Annotated in this window: 13 protein-coding genes and 1 pseudogene; 6 read left to right on the top strand and 8 right to left on the bottom strand. The window is 75.2% G+C overall.

The annotated features are described in order from the left end of the window. Positions 1-63: 63 nt before the first annotated feature. The 3 genes from AB0I60_RS15285 to AB0I60_RS15275 are packed head-to-tail and all read right to left on the bottom strand — an operon-like array spanning position 64 to position 4,301. Positions 64-2,724, bottom strand: coding sequence for an AAA family ATPase (locus AB0I60_RS15285; protein ID WP_360729907.1), 2,661 nt, complete (start codon positions 2,722-2,724; stop codon positions 64-66). Positions 2,725-2,734: 10 nt separating this feature from the next. Next, positions 2,735-3,718: a zinc-binding dehydrogenase gene (locus tag AB0I60_RS15280; protein ID WP_360729905.1), complete on the bottom strand. Its 984-nt coding sequence runs from the start codon at positions 3,716-3,718 to the stop codon at positions 2,735-2,737. Between the two features lies 1 nt (position 3,719). Continuing rightward, entirely contained in the window at positions 3,720-4,301 is a 582-nt protein-coding gene (locus AB0I60_RS15275) for an NAD(P)H-dependent oxidoreductase (protein WP_360729903.1), read from the bottom strand. A gap of 99 nt (positions 4,302-4,400) precedes the next feature. Between AB0I60_RS15275 and AB0I60_RS15270 the strand changes: the two genes are divergently transcribed. Beyond that, on the top strand, positions 4,401-5,720 hold the full coding sequence (locus tag AB0I60_RS15270) for an MFS transporter (protein WP_360729901.1): 1,320 nt from the start codon (positions 4,401-4,403) through the stop codon (positions 5,718-5,720). A 141-nt stretch (positions 5,721-5,861) separates the two neighbouring features. Then, positions 5,862-7,013, top strand: a complete 1,152-nt coding sequence (locus tag AB0I60_RS15265) for a glycosyltransferase (protein WP_360729899.1) — start codon at positions 5,862-5,864, stop codon at positions 7,011-7,013. A 72-nt stretch (positions 7,014-7,085) separates the two neighbouring features. Here AB0I60_RS15265 and AB0I60_RS15260 read toward each other — a convergent pair whose 3' ends face one another. Then, on the bottom strand, positions 7,086-9,296 hold the full coding sequence (locus AB0I60_RS15260) for a germacradienol/geosmin synthase (protein WP_360729896.1): 2,211 nt from the start codon (positions 9,294-9,296) through the stop codon (positions 7,086-7,088). Positions 9,297-9,747: 451 nt separating this feature from the next. On the opposite strand from AB0I60_RS15260, the gene AB0I60_RS15255 reads away from it, so the two are divergent. Genes AB0I60_RS15255 through AB0I60_RS15245 form a run of 3 tightly spaced genes read left to right on the top strand, consistent with a single transcriptional unit; the run spans position 9,748 to position 13,598 of the window. Next, the gene (locus AB0I60_RS15255; RefSeq protein WP_360729893.1) at positions 9,748-10,569 is read left to right on the top strand and encodes an ABC transporter ATP-binding protein; all 822 of its coding nucleotides are present in this window, start codon (positions 9,748-9,750) and stop codon (positions 10,567-10,569) included. A gap of 25 nt (positions 10,570-10,594) precedes the next feature. Then, the gene (locus AB0I60_RS15250) at positions 10,595-11,560 is read left to right on the top strand and encodes an iron-siderophore ABC transporter substrate-binding protein (RefSeq protein ID WP_360729891.1); all 966 of its coding nucleotides are present in this window, start codon (positions 10,595-10,597) and stop codon (positions 11,558-11,560) included. A gap of 1 nt (position 11,561) precedes the next feature. Continuing rightward, a complete protein-coding gene (locus AB0I60_RS15245; RefSeq protein ID WP_360729888.1) occupies positions 11,562-13,598 on the top strand; it encodes an iron ABC transporter permease in 2,037 nt (678 codons plus the stop codon). Positions 13,599-14,132: 534 nt separating this feature from the next. On the opposite strand, the pseudogene AB0I60_RS15240 reads toward AB0I60_RS15245, so the two are convergent. Further along, positions 14,133-14,327: pseudogene (locus AB0I60_RS15240) on the bottom strand (GNAT family N-acetyltransferase); the annotation flags it as partial. Between the two features lie 883 nt (positions 14,328-15,210). Here AB0I60_RS15240 and AB0I60_RS15235 point away from each other — a divergent pair. Beyond that, positions 15,211-17,859, top strand: coding sequence for a M4 family metallopeptidase (locus tag AB0I60_RS15235; protein ID WP_360729886.1), 2,649 nt, complete (start codon positions 15,211-15,213; stop codon positions 17,857-17,859). Positions 17,860-17,980: 121 nt separating this feature from the next. On the opposite strand, the gene AB0I60_RS15230 is transcribed toward AB0I60_RS15235, so the two are convergent. Genes AB0I60_RS15230 through AB0I60_RS15220 form a run of 3 tightly spaced genes read right to left on the bottom strand, consistent with a single transcriptional unit; the run spans position 17,981 to position 22,394 of the window. After that, positions 17,981-20,287: a transglutaminaseTgpA domain-containing protein gene (locus AB0I60_RS15230; RefSeq protein ID WP_360729881.1), complete on the bottom strand. Its 2,307-nt coding sequence runs from the start codon at positions 20,285-20,287 to the stop codon at positions 17,981-17,983. Further along, a complete protein-coding gene (locus AB0I60_RS15225) occupies positions 20,284-21,429 on the bottom strand; it encodes a DUF58 domain-containing protein (protein WP_360729879.1) in 1,146 nt (381 codons plus the stop codon). Before AB0I60_RS15225 ends, AB0I60_RS15230 begins: the two co-directional genes overlap by 4 nt. Further along, entirely contained in the window at positions 21,426-22,394 is a 969-nt protein-coding gene (locus AB0I60_RS15220; RefSeq protein WP_360729876.1) for a MoxR family ATPase, read from the bottom strand. Before AB0I60_RS15220 ends, AB0I60_RS15225 begins: the two co-directional genes overlap by 4 nt. Positions 22,395-22,423 lie beyond the last annotated feature (29 nt).

Here is a 22,423-nt window from a genome sequence, read left to right as displayed (position 1 = left end):
TGGGTCTAGACCACTCGGCGCTCCGGCGACCGCGCGTCGCCCGGCGACGGGCCACCCCAGGGGTCAGGCGGGCAGGTCGAGGCGGCCCAGTTCGACGCGGGAGGCGACGCCCAGCTTCGGGTACGCCTTGTAGAGGTGGTAGCCGACCGTGCGCGGGCTGAGGAACAGCTGCGCGCCGATGTCCCGGTTGCTCAGTCCCTGCGCGGCCAGCCGCACCACTTGGAGTTCCTGCGGCGTCAGGGCGCTCAACGGGTCCGGTCCCGGCTGGGCGTGGCTCTCGCCGGTCGCCCGCAGCTCGGTGCGGGCGCGGGTCGCCCACGGCGCGGCCCCGAGCCGGTCGAAGGCGTCCAGCGCCGAGCGCAGGTGCCTGCGGGCCTCGCCCCGGCGGCGGTGCCGGCGCAGCCACTCGCCGTAGAGCAGTTCGGTCCGCGCCCGCTCGAACGGCCGGCCGGGTGCCCGGTGCAGGTCGACCGCCTCGGTGAACCAGCGCTCCTCGTCGGTCAGCAACGCCCGGCAGCGCGCCGCGACCGCGCGGGCCCACGGCCGGCCGGTGGTCCGCGCCCACTCGGCGTACCAGGCCGCGCCGTCCGCCGCGAACTCCGGCCGCCCCGCCCGCACGGCCGCCTCCACCAGGTCCGGCAGGCTGCCGATCGCGTACAGCCGGTGCGCGCCGCCGGCGACGTCCGCGAGCCGGTCCAGCACCGCCTCGTACCGGCCCAGCCCGAGGTCCAGCAGCGCCAGCGCGCACCGCGCCAGGACGGCGGCCGGCGGCCCGCCGAGCGCGGTCGCGGCCAGCTCCCGGCACCGCTCCCCGGCGCCCTCGATCGCGGCCAGCTCGGTCAGCACGCTGTGCAGGTAGCCGACGCTGAACACCTGGCCGATGTCGTCGGCGAGCCGCAGCCCCTCCTCGGCGGTGGCGCACGCGTCGTGGAACCGGCCCTGGTGCAGTTGCACCCGGGCCAGGTAGGCCAGCGCCCGGGGCAGCACGCCCAGCGCGCCCGCCGCGCGGCACTCCCGCTCCAGCGCCACCGCCCGCTCGTGCGCGCCCTCGTCGTCCCCGACGACCAGGTGCCACCAGGCCACCGCCGGGTTGCCCTGCCAACAGGCGTGCTCGGTGGACAGCAGCTCCTGCACCGCGCCGACCCCGCCCGCGACGTCCGCGCCCTCCAGGCCCAGCGCGGCCCGGGCCACGGCCCGCACCGCCCGTTCGACGGGCAGCCCGGCGGACTGCTCCGCGATCGCCCGCACGGCGTCGAAGTCCCGGGCCGTCCAGGCGTTCTGCACGGCGCCGAACAGCAGCTCCCCCGCCAGGTCGGGGTCGTCGGGCACGGCGCACCGCGCGGCCCGCGCGAGCGTGGCCGCCGCCTCGTCGGGCCGGCCCCGCTCGCCCGCCAGCGAGGCCCGGATGCGGAACAGGCGCACGTGCTCCAGCCGGTCGCCCACCAGCTCGGCCGCCTGGTCGACGAGCCCGGCGGCCCGCTCGAACTGCCCCGCCTCGGCGGCGGCGGCCGAGGCGGCGGTCAACCTCCGCCCGCGCCGGGCCGCGTCGGGGGTCAGCTCCGCCGCCCGCTGGTAGGCCGCCGCCACGGCCGCGAACCCGCCGCGCCCGCGCGCGTCCTCGGCCGACCGCGCCAGCGCCGCCGCGACCTCCTCGTCCGGCGCGGTGGTCGCGGCGGCCAGGTGCCACGCCCGCCGGTGGTCGTCGGCGAGCACGCCCGCCAGCGCCCGGTGCACCGCGAGCCGGCGCACCAGCGGCGCACCCCGGTAGGCCGCCGCGCGGATCAGCGGGTGCCGGAAGGTCAGCCGCCCGTCGTCCGAGCGCAGCAGGTGGCGCTGCTCGGCCGGCTCCAGGTCGGCCACGCCCGCGCCGAGCGCCCCGGCCGCCTCGAACACCACGCCCGGGTCGCCGGTGTCGTCGGCCGCCGCGACCAGCAGCAGGTCCCGCGTCGCCTCGGGCAGCGCGCCGATCCGGTCGGCGAAGGTCTGCTGGATGCGGCTGTGGGTGGGCAGCGCGCCCACCCGGTGGGCGTGCGCGGCGGGCAGGTGGCCCTCGCGCTGCGCGGCCGGCAGCTCCAGCAGCGCCAGCGGGTTCCCGCCCGCCTCGGCCGCGATCCGGTCCCGCACGTACCGGGGCAGGTCGGCGGCGTGCTCGGCGAGCAGGGCCGAGGACTCCTCCCCGGACAGCGCGCCCAGCCGCAGCTCCGGCAGCCCGTGCGCGGGGAACGGCGGCGCGTGCAGGTCCCGCGCGGTGAAGACGATGACCACGCCCTCGGCGCCCAGCCGGCGCGCGGCGAACACCAGCGCGTCCGACGACCCGGCGTCCAGCCAGTGCGCGTCGTCCACCAGGCACAGCACCGGTCCCTGCTCCGCCAGGTCGGCGAGCAGGGTGAGCACCGCGAGGCCGACCAGGTAGTGCTCGCCGCCGTCGGCGGGGGCCAGGCCGAGCGCGGCCCGCAGCGCCGACGCCTGGGTGGGCGGCAGCCGGTCCACGTGGTCCACCACCCGCCCCAGCAGCAGGTTCAGCCCGGCGAAGGGCAGCCCGGACTCGGACTCGACGGCGACGCCGCGCAGCACCCGGAACCCGTCCGCCGCGATGTGGTCGAGCAGCGCCGACTTGCCGATGCCCGCCTCGCCGCGCACGACCAGCGCGCCGCTGCGGCCCGCGCGGGCGTCGGCCAGCAGCCCGTCGACCCGCGCGAGTGCGGAAGAACGCCCGTGCAGCACGTCCCGCACCCTAGCCGGCCGGAACCAGGACGACCTTGCCGGCGGTGCGCCGGCCCTCCAGGTCCTCGTGCGCCCGCGCCGCCCCGGACAGCGGGTAGCACCGCACCACGGGGGCGACCCGGCCGCACGCCGCGCCCGCCAGCGCCCGCGCCTCCAGCGCGCGCAGCCCGCCCGCGCGCCGGGCCACGTGCGGCCCGACCGCGACCGTCGCGCTCAGCGCCCGCTCGAACAGGTCCGCCGTGGTCACCTCGGTCGGCTCACCCGACGAGAACCCGAACATCACCACCCGCCCGCCGGGCCCGAGCAGGTCCAGCGCGCCGCGCCCGAGCGCGCCGCCCACGCCGTCCAGCACCGCCGTCACCTCGCGCCCGGCCAGCTCCGCCCGCACCCGGTCCGCCCACCCGTCCTGCCGGTGGTCCACGGCGACCGCCGCGCCCGACCGCAGCACCACCGGCCGCTTGGCGGCGCACCCGGCCAGCCCGACCACGTGCGCGCCGGCCCGGGACGCGCCCTGCACCAGCAGGTGCCCGACCGCGCCGGCGGCGGCGGTCACCACCACGACGTCGTCCGGTCCCGGCGCTGCCGCCGCCAACACCCCCAGCGCCGTCCCGCCGGTGCAGATCATCGCCACCGCCTCGGCGAACCCGAGCCCGTCCGGGACGGCGTGCAGCGCCCCGACCTCGCGCACGGCCAGCTCGGCGTACCCCCCGTGGGCGAGGCCGAGCTGGGTCACCACGCGCCGACCGAGCCACGAGCCCGGCACGCCGGGGCCGACCGCGTCGACCACGCCCGCCACCTCGCTGCCCGGCACGGCCGGCAGCTCCGGCCGGGGCAGCCACCCGGCGCACCCGCGCCGGACCACCGCGTCCACCAGGTGCACGCCGGCGGCCCGCACCGCGATCCGCGCCTGGCCGGGGCCGGGCTCCGGGTCCGCGACCTCTTCGTAGCGCAGCCCGGTCGGCGGCCCGAACCGGTGCAGCAGGACGGCGCGCACGTCAGGACCCGTACGGCCGCGCGGCGCGGGCCTCGCGCAGCGCCGACCCCCACCAGACGAGCTGGTCGAGCATGGTCTTCGCGGCCCCGTTCACGCCCTCCGGGTCCACCGGCCCGCCGTCGTCGTCGAACCGCGACCACGCGCCGTGGAAGCTGACGGTGTCCCGCACGGTCACCGCGTGCAGCTCGGCGAAGACCTGCCGGAGCTGCTCGACCGCCCGCAGCCCGCCGCCGACCCCGCCGTAGGACACGAACCCGACCGGCTTGGCCTGCCACTCGGTGTAGTGCCAGTCGATCGCGCTCTTGAGCGGCGCGGGGAAGCTGTGGTTGTACTCGGGCGTGACGACGACGAACGCGTCCGCCTCGGCCAGCCGGGGCGAGACGAGCTTCACCTCGTCGGCGGGCTCCTCGCCGAACCCGTGCAGCACGTCGGGCAGCCCCACGTCCGCCAGGTCGAGCACGTCGACCTCGACGTCCCCGCGCTGCCGCGCCTGCCCCGCGAACCAGTTCGAGACGACCGGTGCGAAGCGGCCCTTGCGGGTGCTGCCGACGATCACGGCCAGTTTGATCACGTTGTCTCCCATGGCCGCAACGCTAGGGACGGGCGCGGCGGCCGGGCATCTGTCGGATGACTGGTCGGTCGACGGATTCGACCGGCGCACACCTGCACCTAACTTCAGGTCATGACACAGGAAGCGCAGGTGGGAACGCGGTGGGCACCGGTCGTGGCACTCGCGGTGGCGATGCTGGCGGTCACCTCGGAGATGACCGTCGCGGCCGTGGCGCTGCCCGGCACGGGGGCGGAGCTGGACGTCGGGCCGTCCGCCACGGCGTGGGTGCTGCTGGCCTACACGCTGCCGATGGCGGCCGTCGCCATCCCGGCCGGGCGGTGGGTGGACCGCACCGACGTGCGCCGCGCGTTCCTGCTCGCCACGACCGGGGTCGGCCTGGCGAGCGCCCTGACGGCGCTCGCGCCCGCGTTCTGGGTGCTGCTGCTCGGTCGGGTGCTGCAAGGGCTGGCGGCGTCGCTGGTGGTGGCGGGCTACCTGCCGGTGGTGGTGGCGGCGGTCGCGCCGCACCGGCGCGGGCGGGCCGTCGGGTACGTGATGACGATCATGACCGTCGGCGGGATGGCCGGTGCGCCGCTGGGCGGCCTGGTGGCGGGTGCGTTCGGCTGGCGCGCGGTGTTCCTGCTCAAGGTGCCGCTGCTGGTCGTGGTGGTGGTGCTGGTGCTGCGGTCGGTGCGCGGCGACGGGCGCGGGCTGCCGTTCCCGGATCGCGGCCTGTGGCTGGAGGCGGTGTTGCTGGGCGGCGCGGTCACGGCGGTGCTGCTGGCGTTCGAGGACCGGCCGTGGGTGGCGCTCGTGGCGGTGGCGCTCGCCGTGCTGTGGGCCCGGCTGCCCGGGTCGCGGCCGGTGCTGGAGATGGTCCGCCACGGCCGGTTCGCCCGGCCGCTGGTCGCGCTGCTGGTGTTCGCGGCATTGGGCGGGCTGATGTTCTTCCTGGTGCCGTACTACGTGACGGACGTGCTCGGCGGAGGCCCCGAGGACGTCGGCGTGGCGCTGCTGGTGTTCGTGGGCGGGGTGGGCGCGCTGTCGGCGGTGGCCGGCACCCTGGCAGACCGCTACGGCCCGGGGCTGCTCGCGCTGGTCGGCGCGGCGGTGACGGTGGTCGGGATGCTGGTGCTGCTGCTGCCGGTGGACGACATGGGGGGCCTGTGCTGGCGGCTGGCGGTGCTGGGAGTGGGGCAGGGCCTGTTCAACGCGGCGATCAACACGCTGCTGATGTCCGTGGCCCCGGCGGGCGCGGAGGGCGCGGTGGGCGGGCTCAGCTCCACGGCGCGGATGCTCGGTGCGACGGTCGGCCCGGCGGTCGCGGCCCTGGCGGCGGACCTGGCGGGCAACGGCGTGACCGGCTTCCGGGTCGGCGTCGCCGTGCTGACCGCGCTGGCCGCCTCGGGCACCGCCGCCCTGGCCACCGGCCGCCGCGACACCGGGCGGTGAACGGCCGGCGTTCGGCGTCCCGGTGGGCTTGCGCGTCGGCCGCTGCGAGACCGGGCCGTGAGCGACCCGGTGAGCGGCGGAGGGCTTGCGGCGGCCCGAAATTCCGTGGCCCCGACAGGCCGGGGCCGGCAGGGTGGCGCGGTGCGCTTCCTGTTCACCTGCGTCGGTGGCCCCGGCCACCTGAACCCGGTGCTGCCGATCTCCCGGGCGATCGCCGAAGCCGGCCACACCGTCCTGTGGGCGGCGTCCGACCCGGTGCGCGGCCTGGTCGAGCGGGCCGGGTTCCCGTTCCACCGACTGGGCCCGGCGTCCGACCCGGCGCCGCGCGAGCGCGGACCGCTGACACCGCCGGACCCCGAGGTGTGCGACTGGGAGGTGCGCGAGCTGTTCGCCCGCCGGGGCGCCCGCGCGCGGCTCCCGCTGGTCCAGCCGCTGGTGGAGCACTGGCGGCCGGACGTCGTGGTCTGCGACGAGTTCGACTTCTCCGCCGCGCTCGCCGCCGAGCTGCGGGGCGTCCCGCACGCGGTCGTCCGGGTGACGGCGGCCGGCGCGCTGATCCGGCCGGACGTCGTGGCCGAGCCGCTGGACGAGGTGCGGCGGGAGTGCGGCCTGCCGGCGGACCCCGACCTGACCGCACCGGGCCGGTACCTGGTGCTGTCGCCGTTCCCGCCGTCCCTGCGCGCGCCGGGCGCGTGGCGGCACGCCACCGAGCACGCCGTCCGGCTGGTCCCGACCGCCGCCTCCCGCTCCGCCCGGCCGTCCGTCTACTTCACGCTGGGCACCGAGTTCGGCCTGGAGTCCGGGGACCTGTTCGAGCGGGTGATCGCCGGCCTGCGCGAGCTGCCGGCCGACGTGCTGGTCACCGTCGGCAGGCACGTCGACCCGGCCGGGTTCGGACCGCAGCCCGCGCACGTCCGGATCGAGCGGTACGTGGCGCAGGAGGAGGTGCTGCCGCGCACCGACGTGGTCGTGTCGCACGGCGGGTCGGGCACCGTGATGGGCGCGGTGGCGCACGGCCTGCCGCACCTCGTCCTCCCGCTCGGCGCGGACCAGCCGGCCAACGCCGAGCGCTGCGCGGCCCTCGGCGCGGGCCTGGCCCTCGACGCGGTCACCGCGACCCCCGAGGACGTCCGCGCGGCGGTGTCGCGCCTGCTCGCGGAGCCGGAGCACCGCCGGGCCGCCGAACGTCTGCGGGCCGAGCTGGCCGCGCTGCCCGGCCCGGAGCACGCCGCAGACCTGCTCGTCCGGCTGGGCCGGACCCGGCAGCCGGTCGGCGAACCGGTGGCACGCTGACCACCGGACGGCCCCGGACCCGGCAGCCGGTGGCACGCTGACCACCGGACCGCCCCGGCCCGGGAGCGCCGGTCAGCCGTGGGCCGCCACGATCCGGGTGGACGCCGTGCCGAGCCCGGTCGGGCCCCGGAACACTTGGGGCGCAACGGTCCCCCGGTCGCCGAAGTGCCGCTTGAGGCTGTCCTCGTCGTAGCGCCGGACCTCCCGGTGCCAGTGCAGCACCCCGGCCATCCAGTCCTGCAACTCGGTGACGTAGGCCCGGATCGCCGCCTTCCCGGCGGCGTCCAGCCCGAACTCCTCGAACAGCGCGGGCAGCTCGAACTCGACCGAGTGCCGGAACTGCCGCAGCCGCTGGTTCGCCAGGTCCGTCACGACCGCGTACGCCCGGTGCACGTCGACGTCCAGGAACGTCTGCGTCACCAGCACGAGGTTGTGCAGCTCGCCCTCGTACTGGACCTCCTTGCGGTAGGAGTACAGGTCGTTGGTCAGCGCCCCGTAGTCGCTGGCGGAGTTCTCGATGTTGCGCATCGCCCGCGTGCGGTAGACCTCCTCGGGCACCAGCGCGCCGTGGCCGAGCCGGCTCATGCTCATGGTCAGCTCGGAGCCGAACGTCCGCCGGCGCATCTCCAGGTAGTCCACCGGGTCGGGCACGCGGTGCGCGTGCTGGTTGGCCAGCTCCCACAGCCAGGCGTCCAGCATCGCGTCCAGCGAGTGCCGCAGCTGCTGCCGGTTCGCCGGAGCCTTCGACGCGACCGTCGTCGTCCAGAGGTCGGACAACGCGCGCTCCATCGCGTTGACCGGCGCGATCTCCGCCGAGCCCGCCAACGGCGCGAGCTGCTTGAGCCGGGCGGTGGCGACCTTCGCGGCGGGCAGGTCGCCGGGCCGGCCGAACACCAGCGGGTAGTAGTCGTCGGCGTAGGTGCCCCACAGCAGCCACTTCGCCGACGCCGCCAGCTCGTCGGCCGTGGCGTCCGGGTCGATGCCCGCCGAGCAGAGCGAGACGTCGTAGTCCCGCGCGCGCTCCTCGGTCCACACGCCGGTGCCGTCCGCGAAGATGCCCATCTCCGCCGCCCACCGGACGCTGCGCTCCAGGGCGTCCGGCCAGTGCGGGCTGACCGCCACCGGGAACGGCATCTCCAGCGCGGGTTCCGGCAGCGGCGGCACCTCGCCGAACGGCACGTGGCCGTGGGCGCGCAACCGCTGCGGCGCGGTGTCGAGCAGCGAGCGCAGCGCCCGCGTGCCCAGCCCGGTCGGGCCGCCGGGCACCGGGTCGGCGCCCACCGCGCCGTCGTTCATGTAGCGGCTGGACCGCAGGTGCCACTCGTGGCCGCCGGACTGCCAGTCCTGGAGCCCCTTGACGTAGGCGGCGACGGCGAGCCGGCCCAGCGGGTCGACCGCGTGCTCGTCGAGCAGCGGCGGCACCTCGGTGGCGGCGGTGTGCTCGAACTGGTGCAGGCGCGAGGTGAGCAGGTCGTTGACCGCCTCGGCGGCCTCCTGGGTCGGGATGTCGAGGAACTTCTCCAGCACCAGGACGCCGTTGCTCAGCTCGCCCTCGTCCAGCACCTCCCGCTCGTAGGAGAACAGGTCGTTGCGCAGGTGCACGGCGTCGGAGAAGGTGTCCCGCAGCACGCCCAGCGGGCGCGACAGCGCGATCCGCGCGGGCACCTCCAGACCGGTGACGTGCTCGACCAGGTTCGCGCTCCACGGCGCCCCGCCGACCTTGCGGCGCATCTCGACGTACTCGATCGGGTTGGCCAGCCGGCCCTCGCTGATGTTGTGCAGCTCCCACATGGACTCGTCGAGCAGGTGCTTGGTGTTGTCGGCGAAGCGCCGGCGCCAGTCCACCGAGTGCGCCGGGACGGTCCGCTCCCAGAGGTCCTTGAGGCCCTTCTCGACCGGGTTGGTCGGCTCGGCGCCGATCACGCCGTCGACCGGCATGAACAGCGGCAGCCGGTCGAGGTACGCCTTCGCGCCCGCGATGTCGCCGGGGTTGCGCTTGTACAGCTCCACGAAGTGGTCGTCGAAGTAGAAGACCCACACGTACCAGTCGGTGACCAGGTCGAGGTCGTCGGCGGACGCGTCCGGGTGGGTGTAGGCGCACAGGAGGGCGTAGTCGTGCGAGTCGAGGTCGTGGTCGGTCCAGATGACCGTGCCGTGCTGGGGGACGTCGATGAAGTCCATGCCGTGCGCCCACGCCTTGCTGTGCGCCCGCGCGCGCTCCAGGTTCGGGTTCAGCCGCGCCGGGTAGGGCATGTAGAACTCCGGCAACTGGAACGGCTGCATCGGCTCGTGCCCTCCTCTGGGTGACCCGGCGGTCCGGACCACGCGGATACCGGGAGCACGCAACCAGTCGCGGGGCGCGTGGGCCAAGCCCTCCAGCGGTGGTTCCACACGTTCGGGCAGCGGTGTCCCTCCCTTGGCGCAACCCCGACGTGCCGAGGGTGTCCGCACTTCGCGGGGCGCCCGGCGGCCGGTGCGGGGGTCGCGGTCGCACGCGAGGCCGTGACCTGCGGGTTCCGGGGAGCGCGGCGGGCCGGGCTGCGGTGGCCCGAAGCCGATCGGCGCGGGGGCGCGCCTCGACCGTTGTGGTGGTGCCGGTCGCGGTCCGTGGTGAGTACACGTCAGGTGGACAACCTGGGTCGGACGCAACTCCGGAGAGTGATCAACTCTGCCATTGAGTGCAGTAGATCACGCCCGTATGGGTTAACCGCCGGCTTAGGTTAGGCTCCCCTACATGTCCAAGGGCGATGGCGCGCTGCTGGCCGGTGACGGCCTGGTGCTCGCGCACCACGACCGCACCGTCGTCCACGGCGTCTCGCTCGAACTGCACCGGGGCACGATCACCGCGCTGGTCGGGCCCAACGGGTCCGGCAAGTCCACGGTGCTGCGGTCGCTGGCGCGGCTGCACCGGCCCCGCGGCGGGGACGTGCGGCTCGGCGAGCGCCGGGTGTGGCACGGCTCCGCGCTGTCGGGCAAGGAGTTCGCCCGCGAGGTCACCCTGCTCACCCAGCACCGGCCCACCCCGTCCGGGGTGTCCGTGCGCGACGTCGTCGGCTACGGGCGCCACCCGTACCGCACCGGCTGGCGCGGCGTCGACACCGGAGGGGCCGCCGCCGTCGAGCGGGCCATGGCGCTGACCGGCGTCACGGGCATGGCCGACCGGGGCGTGGACGAGCTGTCCGGCGGCGAGCTCCAGCGCGTCTGGCTCGCGTCCTGCCTCGCGCAGGAGACCTCCGTGCTGCTGCTGGACGAACCCACGAACCACCTCGACCTGCGCTACCAGGTCGAGGTCCTCGACGTCGTCCGCGACCTCGCGGACGACCACGGCGTGGCGGTGGGCGTGGTGCTGCACGACCTCGACCACGCGGCGACCGTCGCCGACCGGGTGGTGCTGCTCACCGAGGGCCGGGTGGTCGCCGCCGGCGACGTCCGGGACGTCCTCACCTCCGCGCACCTCACCGAGGCGTACGGCATCGCGGTCCACGTCGCCGACGACCCGGTGACCGGGGCCGTCCACTGCCGCCCGCTGGGCCGGCGCGCGCCCCGCCCCGCCTGACCGAAGCACAACGGAGAAGAGCACCATGCGCATCCCCGCCCTGATCGCGGCTGCCGCGATCCTGCTGACCGCCTGCGGCACGACCGAGAGCGCGCCGCCCACCGGGGAGACCGGCTCGGCCGGCGGCCCGGTCACGGTGACCGACTCGCGGGGCAAGGCCGTGGAGCTGAAGGCACCGGCCAAGAAGGTCGTCGCCCTGGAGTGGGCCGAGACCGAGATCCTCGCCTCGCTCGGCGTCGCGCCGGTCGGCGTGGCCGACCTGGCGGGCCTCAAGACGTGGAACTCCGAGGTGAGCCTCGACGCCTCGGTCAAGGACGTCGGCAAGCGCAACGAGCCCAGCGTCGACGCGATCGTCGCGCTCGCCCCCGACGTGGTGGTGATGGCCGAGGAGCGCGAGTCCACCCTCGTGCCGCAACTGGAGAAGTACGTCCCGGTCGTGGTCACCAAGACCAGCGACGCGACCCGCAACATCGACCGGCTGCGCGACGACGTGAAGCTGATCGCCAAGACCGTCGGCAAGTCCGCCGAGGGCGACGAGCTGCTGTCCGACATGGACGCCAAGCTCGCCGAGGGCCGCAAGGCCGTCGAGGCCAAGGGCGCGACCGGCACGCCGTTCTTCATGACCGACGGCTGGATGGAGGGCAGCACGGTCAGCATCCGCCCGTTCGGCAAGGGGTCGCTGGTCTCCGACATCGCCGAGCAGGTCGGCCTGAAGAACGCTTGGACCGGCAAGGTCGACGAGCAGTGGGGGCTGGGCCAGACCGACGTCGAGGGCCTGTCCGCGCTCACCGACCCCAAGACCATCATGATCTACAGCGCGTCCGAGGAGGACGTGTTCAGCACCGGCCTGGAGCAGAACCCGGTGTGGCAGCGGCTGCCGTTCGTGACCTCCAAGAAGATCACCAAGCTCGCACCCGGCACCTGGACCTTCGGCGGGCCGGCGTCCGTCGGCCACATCGCCGACCAGGTGGTCCGGGCCGCCACGTCCTGACGTGCTCCGCACCGCCGCCGTGACGGCGGGGATCACGGCGCTCATCGTCGTGCTCTCCGCCGTCCACCTCACCCAGGGCACCTCCGACACCGGTGTCCTCGACGTCCTCGAAGCCTTCGTCGGCCAGGGCGACGAGGCGACCCGCGCGGTGCTCGCCGGGTCCCGCCTGCCTCGCCTGCTCACCGCCCTGCTGCTCGGCGTCGCCCTCGGCGTGGCCGGCGCGGGGATGCAGTCCGTGGCGCGCAACCCGCTGGCGTCGCCGGACACGCTCGCGGTCAACGCGGGCGCGCACCTGGCCGTCGTCGCCATCGCCGCGTTCGGGCTGAGCCTGCCCGCGCTGCCCTCCGGCGCCGCCGCGTTCGTCGGCGGGCTCGGCGCGGCGGCGGTCGTGCTCGGGCTGTCCGGCGGCGGGTCGACCAGCCCCCGGCTGGTGCTGGTGGGGTCGGCGGTGGCGCTGGCGCTGCAATCGCTGACCATCCTCCTGCTGCTGATGTACGAGCAGGAGACGACCGGGCTGTTCGCCTGGGGCAGCGGCTCGCTCACCGTCGCCGACCTGGACACCACCGCCCGGATGGCGCCCGTGGTGGCGCTCGCGGTGGCGGCGCTGGTCGCCATGGGCCGGTCGCTGGACCTGCTCGCGCTGGGCGACGACAACGCCACCGTGCTCGGGCTGAAGGTGCGGCGCACCCGGATCGGCGCGGTGCTGCTGACCGTGGCGCTGACCGCCGCGTCGGTGACCGTCGCCGGGCCGGTCGGCTTCGTCGGCCTGTGCGCGCCGGTGATCGTGAAGCTGCTCGTGCCGTTCGCGCCCGGGTTGGGCCGGCACCGGGTGCTGCTGCCGGTCTCCGGGCTCGTCGGCATTCTGGTCGTGGTGGGCGCGGACGTGCTGCTGCGCGCGGCGCTGGGGTCGGCCGGTGCGCTGGCCGTGCCGACCGGCGTCGCCACCACGCTGCTCGGCGCGGTGGTGCTGGTGTGGCTGGCGCGGCGCGGGCGCTCGTCGTCCGGCCGGACGGGGCGCGCGGCACCCGCCGGGCGGGTCGGCGTGGCCGGGTCGCGCGGACGCCTGCGGGCGGTCGGCGGGGTGCTCGCGGTGCTGGTCGTCGCCGCCCCGCTGGGCGGCATGATGCTCGGCGACCGCGTGGTGCTGCTGGGCGACCTGGTCAACTGGGCCACCGGGCGGACCGGGACCGCGCTGACCTTCGTGCTGGACCAGCGGCTCCCCCGCGTGCTGGCCGCGCTGACCGCCGGCGCGGCGCTGGCCGTGTCCGGGTGCGGCATCCAGTCGGTGAGCCGGAACCCGCTGGCCGAACCCGGGCTGCTGGGCATCACCGGCGGCGCGGGCGTCGGCGCGATCACGCTGATCACCGTCGTGCCGCTGGCCGGCGCGTGGCAGATCGCCGGTGCCGCCGGGCTGGGCGCGGCGGTGGCGTTCGGGCTGGTCTACGGGCTGGCGTGGCGGTCCGGCGTCGACCCCGACCGGCTGGTGGTCATCGGCATCGCCACCTGGTCCGGCGGGTTGGCGCTGATCACCCTGCTGATCGCCACCTCGGACCCGTACAACTCGGCCAAGGCGCTGACCTGGATGTCCGGGTCGACCTACGGCCGCACCCCGGAGCAGGTGCTGCCGGTGGCGGTCGCGCTGGTCGCGCTGACCCCGCTGCTGTGGACCCGGCAGCGCGAGCTGGACCTGCACGTCCTGGACGAGGACACGCCGCGCGTGCTGGGCGTGCGGGTGGAGCGCTCGCGGCTGCTCGTGCTGGTGGCGGCCGGGGTGCTGGCCGCCTCGGCGGTGTCGGCGATCGGCGTGGTGGCGTTCGTCGGGCTGGTCGCGCCGCACCTGGCGCGGTCGCTGGTCGGCGGCCGGCACGCGCGGGTCCTGCCGGTCGCGGCGGCCGTCGGCGCGGTGCTGGTGAGCCTCGCGGACACGCTGGGGCGCACCGTGATCGCGCCCGCGCAGGTGCCGGCCGGGCTGGTCATCGCCCTGGTCGGCACGCCCTACTTCGTGCTGCTGCTGTGGCGCACCCGGGAAGCGCGCTGAGCCGTCAGAGCAGGTCGGCCACCGGGCAGGCGAGCACCGGGTAGGACGGCAGCGGCCGGAAACCCAGCCCCGGTGGGCGGCGAGCACCGCCGTGTCGCCCTGGACCGCCTCGTGCGGGTCGTGCGGCAGGATGACCACCTCGCTCGGGCCGACCACCTCGTCACCGCGCAGGGCGGCGACCACGCGGTGGTCGGTGCCCTGCGCGCGGGTCTCCTCCTCGGACTCGCGCACCTGCCGGGCGGTCCACTGCGGGGGCCGGAACTCCGTCGCGCCGGCCGGCGCGTCGTGGATCGCGCCGCGCGCCACCGCGTAGGACTCCAGGTACTCGTCGGGCACCCGGCAGGGCCGCCGGACCAGGCGGTACCCGGCGGGCGGCGGCACGTACCACAGCGAGCGGTCGGCCGTGGTCAGGTCCAGCACCAGGCGGGCGACCGCCCGGACCGGGCGGAAGCCCGGCGACCGGGCCCACCGGTCACCCGGGCCGCCCTCCGGCACCAGCCACCCCTCGACCACGCGGCGGTCCCGCGCGGCGAACTCCACCGCCAGGTGCCGCAGCACCCGCGTGGCCACGCCGCGCCGGCGGTGCTCCGGGAGCACGACCACGTCGGCCACGACCAGGTGCGCGTTCTCGTCCTCGGGGAACCGCACGTACGCGACGGCCACGGCCGTGCCGGCGTCCCGGACCACGCGGAACGCCGCTTCGCCGAGCCCGGGGAACGGGTTGCGCATCCGCTCGACCGCCGCGTCGAAGTCCGGCTGGTCGTCGTGGTCCGGGTCGCGCCCCTCTGCCGGATCCGGTGGTACTCGGCCAACTCGGCGATCCCCGCCCGGTGCGGGTCCGACTCCACGACGTCCACCGCGCTCCCCCCGTGCTCCACCACCGCGACCGGGTCATCGTGGCGGAGCCCGGGTGCGCGGGGTTCGCAACCGGCCCGACGCGCGGGCCGCCGGTCGGCCCGCGCACCGGCCGCACGTCCCGGCGCACGGCGGATTTCCGCCGCCGAACGTGTGTTCTGCCCGCCCGGATACCCGCCGGGTGTTTCCCCGGCGGGCTCCGAGGGGTATGCAGGAAGCAGCGCCGGCCGCGATATCACCCGGTCCCGGGTGGCGCTGCCGCGAATCCCGTCGGCCGGCGCGACCCGCCGATCCGGCAAACAGCACGGGCACCGGCTCCCGGACGGAGCACCGGGGCCGGCGACCGGCACTGCGCGAGTCCGGGCCGGACGAGCCGGGCCGATCCAGCACGAACCCCACTCCCAAGCCCCTGACCTGCGGCGCAGCCGTCCGAACCGACGTCGGAAATCGGACAGCATCCGAAAGCGGACAGCGCCTGCACGGACCGCCGAGCGCATTCGACAATTCGGATGCCGACCGTTCGGGGGCATATCGGAAGGCCATAGATCCGACAGTATGACCAGCCTCCTCACTGGTCCTGGACAATTGGCCCGAAGGGCTCAATATCGGGTAGGCCGAGGCTACTGGCAACGGTTAATCCTCGAAGGGCTACCCCGTGCGCGTTACACAGGGACTTGCTTTTATCGAGGTCGCCGCTCGTGACTGGGACATTCGTCGTCCGAGTCCTCGGTATTCCCTGCGTGCCTGAGGAGCTGGCATGAAACGCAGTATCGGCGTGTACCTGGCCGCGTGCCTGGTAGCACTGTCGGTCCAGGCCGCGTCGAGCGCCGCACAAGCGGCGCCGACGGCACCGGCCACCCCTACCGCCCTGGCCACGACAGCGGCCGACCGGGCCGCCGCGTCCGGTTTGGACGCCCTGGCCAAGGGCCCTGACGAGCAGTTCCAACGCCGCGCCGTGCACAAGGGCGGCGTCCCCGGCAAGAAGGACCTGTACTACGTGTCCTACGACCGGACCTACAAGGGTCTGCCGGTCATCGGTGGCGACGCGGTCGTCGCCACCGACGCGGACGGGAAGGTCCTGGACACGGTCGCCGCGAACGAGGGCGCCCTCGCGGTCGACACCCGGGCCAAGATCAGCGTGGCACGGGCGAAGGGCATCGCCCGCGCCCAGCTGTCCACCGTGGACAAGGTCGAGGGCGGCACCCTGTCCGTCCTGGCCGGCGAGAAGGACAAGCTGGTCTACGAGGTGCTGGTGACCGGCACCCGGGCCGGTGCGCCGAGCCGCCTGCACGTCTACGTCAACGCCCAGACCGGCGTGGTCGAGGACCAGGTGGACGACGTCCACGCGGGCACCGGGCAGAGCGAGTGGAACGGCCCGAACCCGCTGAACATCGACACCAGCAACAACAGCACCGTGGACGACACCCGGCCCGGCCTGCGCTGCGTGGACTACGCCACCAACCAGCCGTTCACCAAGTCGTCCAACTCGTTCGGCACCGGCCGGGCGACCAGCAAGGAAACCGGCTGCGCCGACGTGCTCTGGTCCACCCAGAAGCAGTGGGACATGCTGAAGAACTGGCTGGGCCGCAACGGCATCGACGGCAACGGCCGGGGTGTCACGGTCAAGGTCGGCCTGGACAAGGTCAACGCCTACTGGACCGGCCAGCACATCGAGATCGGCCGGAACAACGCGAACCAGTGGATCGCGTCGATGGACGTCGTGGGCCACGAGCACGGCCACGCGCTCGACCAGTACACCCCCGGTGGCGCGGGCCGCGAGGCCGGCCTCGGCGAGGCGACCGGTGACATCTTCGGCGCGCTGACCGAGGCGTACGCCAACGAGCCGTCCCCGTACGACACCCCGGACTACCTCGTCGGCGAGTCGGTCAACCTGGTCGGCCAGGGCCCGATCCGCAACATGTACAACCCGCAGGCCGTCGGCGGCCACCCGAACTGCTGGTCCAGCTCCATCCCCGGCACCGAGGTGCACGCCGCGGCCGGTCCGCTGAACCACTGGTTCTACCTGCTCGCCGAGGGCTCGAACCCCGGCGGCGGCAAGCCGAGCAGCCCGACCTGCGACGGCTCCACCGTCAAGGGCATCGGCATCCAGGCGGCGGGCCGGGTGTTCTACAACGCGATGCTGCTGAAGACGTCGACCCAGACGCACTTCAAGTACCGCGTCGGCACCCTGACGGCGGCCAAGACGCTCGACCCGACCTGCGCGCAGTACAACGCGGTGAAGGCGGCGTGGCAGGCGATCAGCGTCCCGGCCCAGTCCGGCGAGCCGACCTGCACCCCGCAGCAGCAGAACGACTTCAGCCTGGAGCTGAGCTCGTCCTCCGGCACGGTGGCCCCCGGCGGCACCGCGTCCTCGACCGTCCGCACCACGACGGTGACCGGCCAGCCGCACTCGGTCGCGCTGACCGTGACCGGCCAGCCGAACGGCGTGACCGCGACCCTCACCCCGGCGTCGGTGACCTCGGGCGGTTCGTCCACGCTGAACATCTCGGTGGCGGCGGGCACGGCGGCGGGCACCTACCCGCTGACCGTGCGCGGCCAGGGCGCCACCACGCACACCGTGACCTACAACCTCACGGTGGGCACCGCCCCGGCGGAGGACGACTTCGCCATCGCGCTCACCCCGGCGAGCGGTGAGACCAACGCGGGCGGCACCGTCACCACGACGGTCGGCACCACGGTGACCTCCGGCGAGTCGCAGAAGGTGGCGCTGAGCGCCTCCGGCCTGCCGGCCGGCGCCACGGCGACGTTCACCCCGACCACGCTGGCGGCCGGCGAGTCGTCGAAGCTGGCCATCACCACCACCTCGGCCACGCCCGCCGGCACCTACCCGGTGACCGTCACGGGTACCGGCTCGCAGGCCACGCACTCGGCGACCTACCAGCTGCGGATCGGGGGCGAGCCGCCGGCGAACGACTTCTCGGTGGTCCTCGACCCGAGCAGCGGCAGCGTCCAGGCGGGTGCCTCGGCCACGTCGACCGTGCGCACGACCACCACGGCCGGCTCGGCGCACAAGGTGTGGTTCTCGGCGACGGGTCTGCCGACGGGTGCCACGGCGACGTTCAACCCGCTGTCCGTCGAGTCCGGTGAGACGTCGACCCTGACGATCGCCACGACCTCGGCGACGCCGGAGGGCCAGTACACCATCACGGTGACGGCCACCGGCACGGACAGCACGCACACCGCCACCTACACCCTGACGGTGACCGGCGGCGGCGGTCCGGGCGGCTGCGACGGCGTCCCGGCGTGGAGCGCGTCGACGGCGTACGTGCCGAACGACGAGGTCTCGCACAACTCGCACAAGTGGAAGTCCACCTGGTACTCCACCGGCGCGGAGCCCGGTCACCCGAACTCCTGGGCCGTGTGGCAGGACCTGGGCGCCTGCTGACCTGATCAGCACAGCCCGGATCGGATGACCCGGATCGGATGACACAGGGCGGCTGCCGACTCGAACGAGTCGGCAGCCGCCCTGCTCCGTCGGCCCCGGGTCCACCGCCGGGAGCGGCACCTCAGCGCTTGCGGAACGACTTCAGGTTGACCACGCCGAACCAGCGCCGCCACCACGGCAGGCCACGGCCCATCGAGCGCCGCGCCCCGTCCACGCGCTGCCAGTACTCCGCCACCACGCCCTCGCCCGGCTCCCCCGGCCCGAACACCGTGGCGTCCGCCGCCCGTGCCAGGTCCCGGAGCTGGAGCGGGCTGTACGCGGTCGGCTCGACGAACGCGGGCACCTGCTCCGCACCCGCGCGCACCGGCCAGGTGTACGCGGGCGGCACCACCGTCCCGGGCGTCCAGGCGTGCGCCAGGTGCTCCGCCTCCTCCAGCCGGGTCGTCCCGACCGGCACCTTCGCGCCCAGGTCGCGCGCGTGGTCCACGAGGTCGCGCCACGCCCGTGCGACGCGCAGCGCCATCGGCCCGGTGGAGCGCCGCCGCGCCCGCCGGCGGGTCTTGAGCAGGACGATCGTCCCCACCACCGTGACCACCAGCAGCACCGGCGGCCCGGCCCAGGTGAGGACGCCGAGCAGCCACGACGGCACCTGCCAGGCGTCCCCGACCATGCCGCGCCGCCCGGAGTTGGCGTCCACCCGGCCGGCGTCGGTCAGCGAGTCGGGCAGCCGCATCGCGTTGGGCGGCGGCACGATCGACGCGTCGGTGTTGTCGACCTGCTGGGGCGGCTTGCGGTCCGGGCGCTTGGAGCGGTCGGGCACGAAGTCCGACACGGCCAGCCAGCGGCCGTCCGCCACGTGGAGCTCCACCCAGGCGTGCACGTGCTCGCCGCGCACCACGCCGTCCGCGCCGGGTGTCGCGCCGAGCACGACCCGGGCGGGCATCCCGAGGTGGTTGGCGACCAGCGCGTAGGCCGCCGCGTACTGCTCGTCGTTGCCGACCGGCTTGGCGGCGTTGAAGAACGCCGCCATCCGGCTTAGGCCGTGGCCGGGCAGGTACTCGGCCTCGCCCGGCCCGCCGTCGGTGTACGCACCGTTCTCCCGCAGGTAGGTCGCCACCGCGCGGAGCTTCTCGCCCAGGTTCGGCGAGCCGCCCGCCCACTGCTGGGCCTTGCCGCGCACGAACGCCAGGTCGCCGACGGCCGGCCGGCCCGCCGGCTGGAGGTCTGCGGGCAGGTCGCCGGGCGGCAGCACGGCCGTGACGGTGTACCTGTCGCCCGCGCGCAGGCGGTCGGCGACGATCGCGGAGGCGGTGGCCAGGTTGTAGCGAAGCTGCTCGGTGTGCGACGCGGCCCGCTCGCCCTCGAAGGAGATCCGGGTGGCCCTGCCCGCGCCGGGCAGCCACGCGTTGACCTCCTCGGCGGACTCGAACGCGGCCTCCACGGTCACCTCCAGCTCGACCTCGCGGCCGGCGCCGGTCGCCGGGATGCGCGCGCCGACGCGCTGGAACCCGTTGCGCTCGCCGACCTCCCGGGGCGGCCCGTTGGTGGCCGCCCACACCGAGCCGTCGTAGTCGTCCAGCGCGGCGATCCGGACGCGCTCGCCCTCGGGCAGCCCCTTGACGGTGAACAGCGTCTGGTCCCAGAGCTGGTCGGCGTCCTTGGTGTACTTGCGGAACCCGACCAGCGGGCTCGCGTAGACGCCGATCTCGAACGGCGGCTCGACGTGGTCGCGCAGCACCACCCGGTGCCCCGCGCCGGGCAGCAGCGCGCCGATCCCACCGACCAGGCCGCCGCCGACGCCGAGCAGCACCAGCGCGGTGGCCGCCCGGCGCAGCCCGCCCGACGACCGGCGCGACCGCCGGGACCGGACACCGGCCCAGGCCAGCGCGACCAGCGCGAAGGCCACGCCGAGCACGACCACCGGCTCCTCGCCGGTGCCCAGCAGGACCACCGAGGCCAGCACCAGCAGCGGCGCGACGACCGGCGCGGCGCTCGCCCGGACCCGGCGGGCCAGCGTGAACCCGCCGGCACCGCACAGCAGGCCCAGGATGTAGGGGATCACCAGCAGCGGCCCGGTGCCGTCGACCGGCGGCAGCGTGGTGAGCAGCTGCTTCCACGCGTTGACCGACAGGTCGGCGAGCCCGGTCACGCTCTCCGGCGTCGGCAGCACGCCGCCGACCACCCGTTCACGGGTCGCCACCGCGCCGCCCAGCAGGAAGAACACCGCCAGGGTCATGAACGCCACGGCGATCATCGGCTGGCGCAGCCGGGCGGCCAGGAAGCCGACCAGCACGCCCAGCGCCAGCCCGGCCAGGCCCGCGCCGAAGAACGCCCACCCGGTGTAGGTGGTGTGGAAGCCCACCAGCGCCAGCGCGAACAGCGCGCCGAGGAAGCCGGCGTCGGCGAGGTCCGCCCGCCCCGGCCTCACCCGAGACCACCCCCGGCCAGCAGCACCGGCAGGTCGTTCAGCTCGCGCAGGGACAGCACGTCACCGGTCAGCGCGGTGCGGTTGTCGTGGTCGACCCGGACCACCACCGTGCGCACCTCGGTGGCGAACGCCGAGAGCACCGACTGCAACTCGGCGAACGTCGGCACCGGGCCGGTCACCACGACCGCCGTGGTCACGTCGGGCATGATCCGCACGGTCCGGGACACCAGCTCGACCAGCGGCTCCGTCCCGGTGTCGCAGCGGGTCAGCGCGTCCAGCGCGGCCCGCACGCCGGCCCGGTGCGCGACCTGGCCCGCCGCGAGCACGGTCGTCTCCACCTCGTCGCCGATGGCCCGCGCGGCGATCGACGCGCCCGCCGACACGGCCGTCTCGAAGTGCTCGGCGTCGGGGTAGGCCCCGGCGAACCCGTCCACCACGACGGCCAGGTGCGCGCGCCGGGTGTCCTGGTACTGGCGCACCAGGAACCGGCCGGGCGCGGCGAGCTTCGCCGACGAGCGCCAGTGGATGTGCCGGTGGTCGTCGCCCGGCGCGTACTCGCGCAGCGCGTGGAACGCCAGGTCGCTCATCGACAGGTCGGTGGTGGCCCGCCCCTCCAGGTCGCGCAGCAGCCCGGCGGCCAGCGGCTCCAGCGGCACGGTCACCGGGTGCGCGAACAGCTCGACCGGGTCGGTCCAGGTCACCGTGCGGCGCAGCAGCCCCAGCGGGTCGCCGCGCACGGTGGTCGCCGGGCCGACCGCGATCACGCCGCGCCTGCGGGTGGGGATCGGGAAGGCCCGCCGCCCGCCGCCGAGCACGTCGAACACCTCGACCTGGTCGCCCACCGGCAGCTCCAGGGTCAGCGGCAGCAGCCGGCCGGCGGTGGTCTGCGCGATGTCGACCGCGCAGTTCGCCTGCCGGCCCACCACGACCCGCTGCCGGTCCAGCTCGACCCGGACGCGCAGGGCCGCGCGCCCCAGGGTGAGCAGGCAGGCCAGGCCGAACACGACCAGCCCGGTCGCGCCCGCGAGCACCAGCTCGGTCCAGCCGAGCTGCGCGCCGGCCCACCACAGCACCACCGACGCGAGCGCGACCACCCGACCCAGCGGCGTGACCACGCCGAGCAGTTCGGCGACCCGGTTCACGCGACCCGCTCGACCGGCGGCACGACGTCGGCGAGGAGCTGCGCCACGACCTGGTCGACGGTCACGCCGTCGAACTGGGCCTCGGTCTTGAGCAGCACGCGGTGCCCCAGCACGGGCAGCGCCAGCGCCTTCACGTCGTCCGGGCCGACGAAGTTGCGGCCCTGCGCGATGGCCCACGTCTTGGCGCACCGCACGTAGGCCAGGCACCCGCGCACGGACACGCCCAGCCGCACGTGCGGGTGGGTCCGGGAGCCCTCGGCGAGCCGGCTGACGTACCCGAGCACGGCCGGGTCGACGTGCACCTGGTCGGCCACCGCCGCCATCTGCGCGACGGCCTGCCCGGAGATCACCGGCCGCAGCGCCCGGGTGCGGTCGCGGGTGGCGGCGTCGGCGAGCAGCGCGACGGTGGCGTTGTGGTCCGGGTAGCCGACGCTGGTCTTCATCAGGAAGCGGTCGAGCTGCGCCTCGGGCAGCCGGTAGGTGCCGGCCTGCTCGATGGGGTTCTGGGTGGCGATGACCATGAACGGGCTGCCGACCGGCCGGGTGGTGCCGTCCACCGTGACCCGGCCCTCCTCCATGACCTCCAGCAGCGCCGACTGGGTCTTGGGCGAGGCCCGGTTGATCTCGTCGGCCAGCACGATGGAGTGGAAGATCGGGCCGGGCCGGAACTCGAACTGCTGGGTGCGCTGGTCGTAGACCTGCACGCCGGTCACGTCCGAGGGCAGCAGGTCGGGCGTGAACTGGATGCGCGCGTTGGAGCTCTGCACGGTGCCGGCGAGCGCCTTGGCCAGCGAGGTCTTGCCGGTGCCGGGGTAGTCCTCCAGCAGCAGGTGCCCCTCGGACAGCAGGCAGGTCAGCGCCAGCCGCACCACGTCGTCCTTGCCGACGATCGCCCGCGAGATGTTGAGGACCATCTGGTCGAAGGTCTGCGCGAACATGCGCGCCTGCTCCGGTGAGGCCGCCATGGGTGTTCCTTTTCTCGTTTCGTGTGCCA

The organism is Actinosynnema sp. NPDC050436 (assembly GCF_040655415.1).
Lineage (GTDB): Bacteria > Actinomycetota > Actinomycetes > Mycobacteriales > Pseudonocardiaceae > Actinosynnema.
Note: the sequence above shows the minus strand (reverse complement) of the source record. Positions and strands in the feature narration are given on the sequence as shown.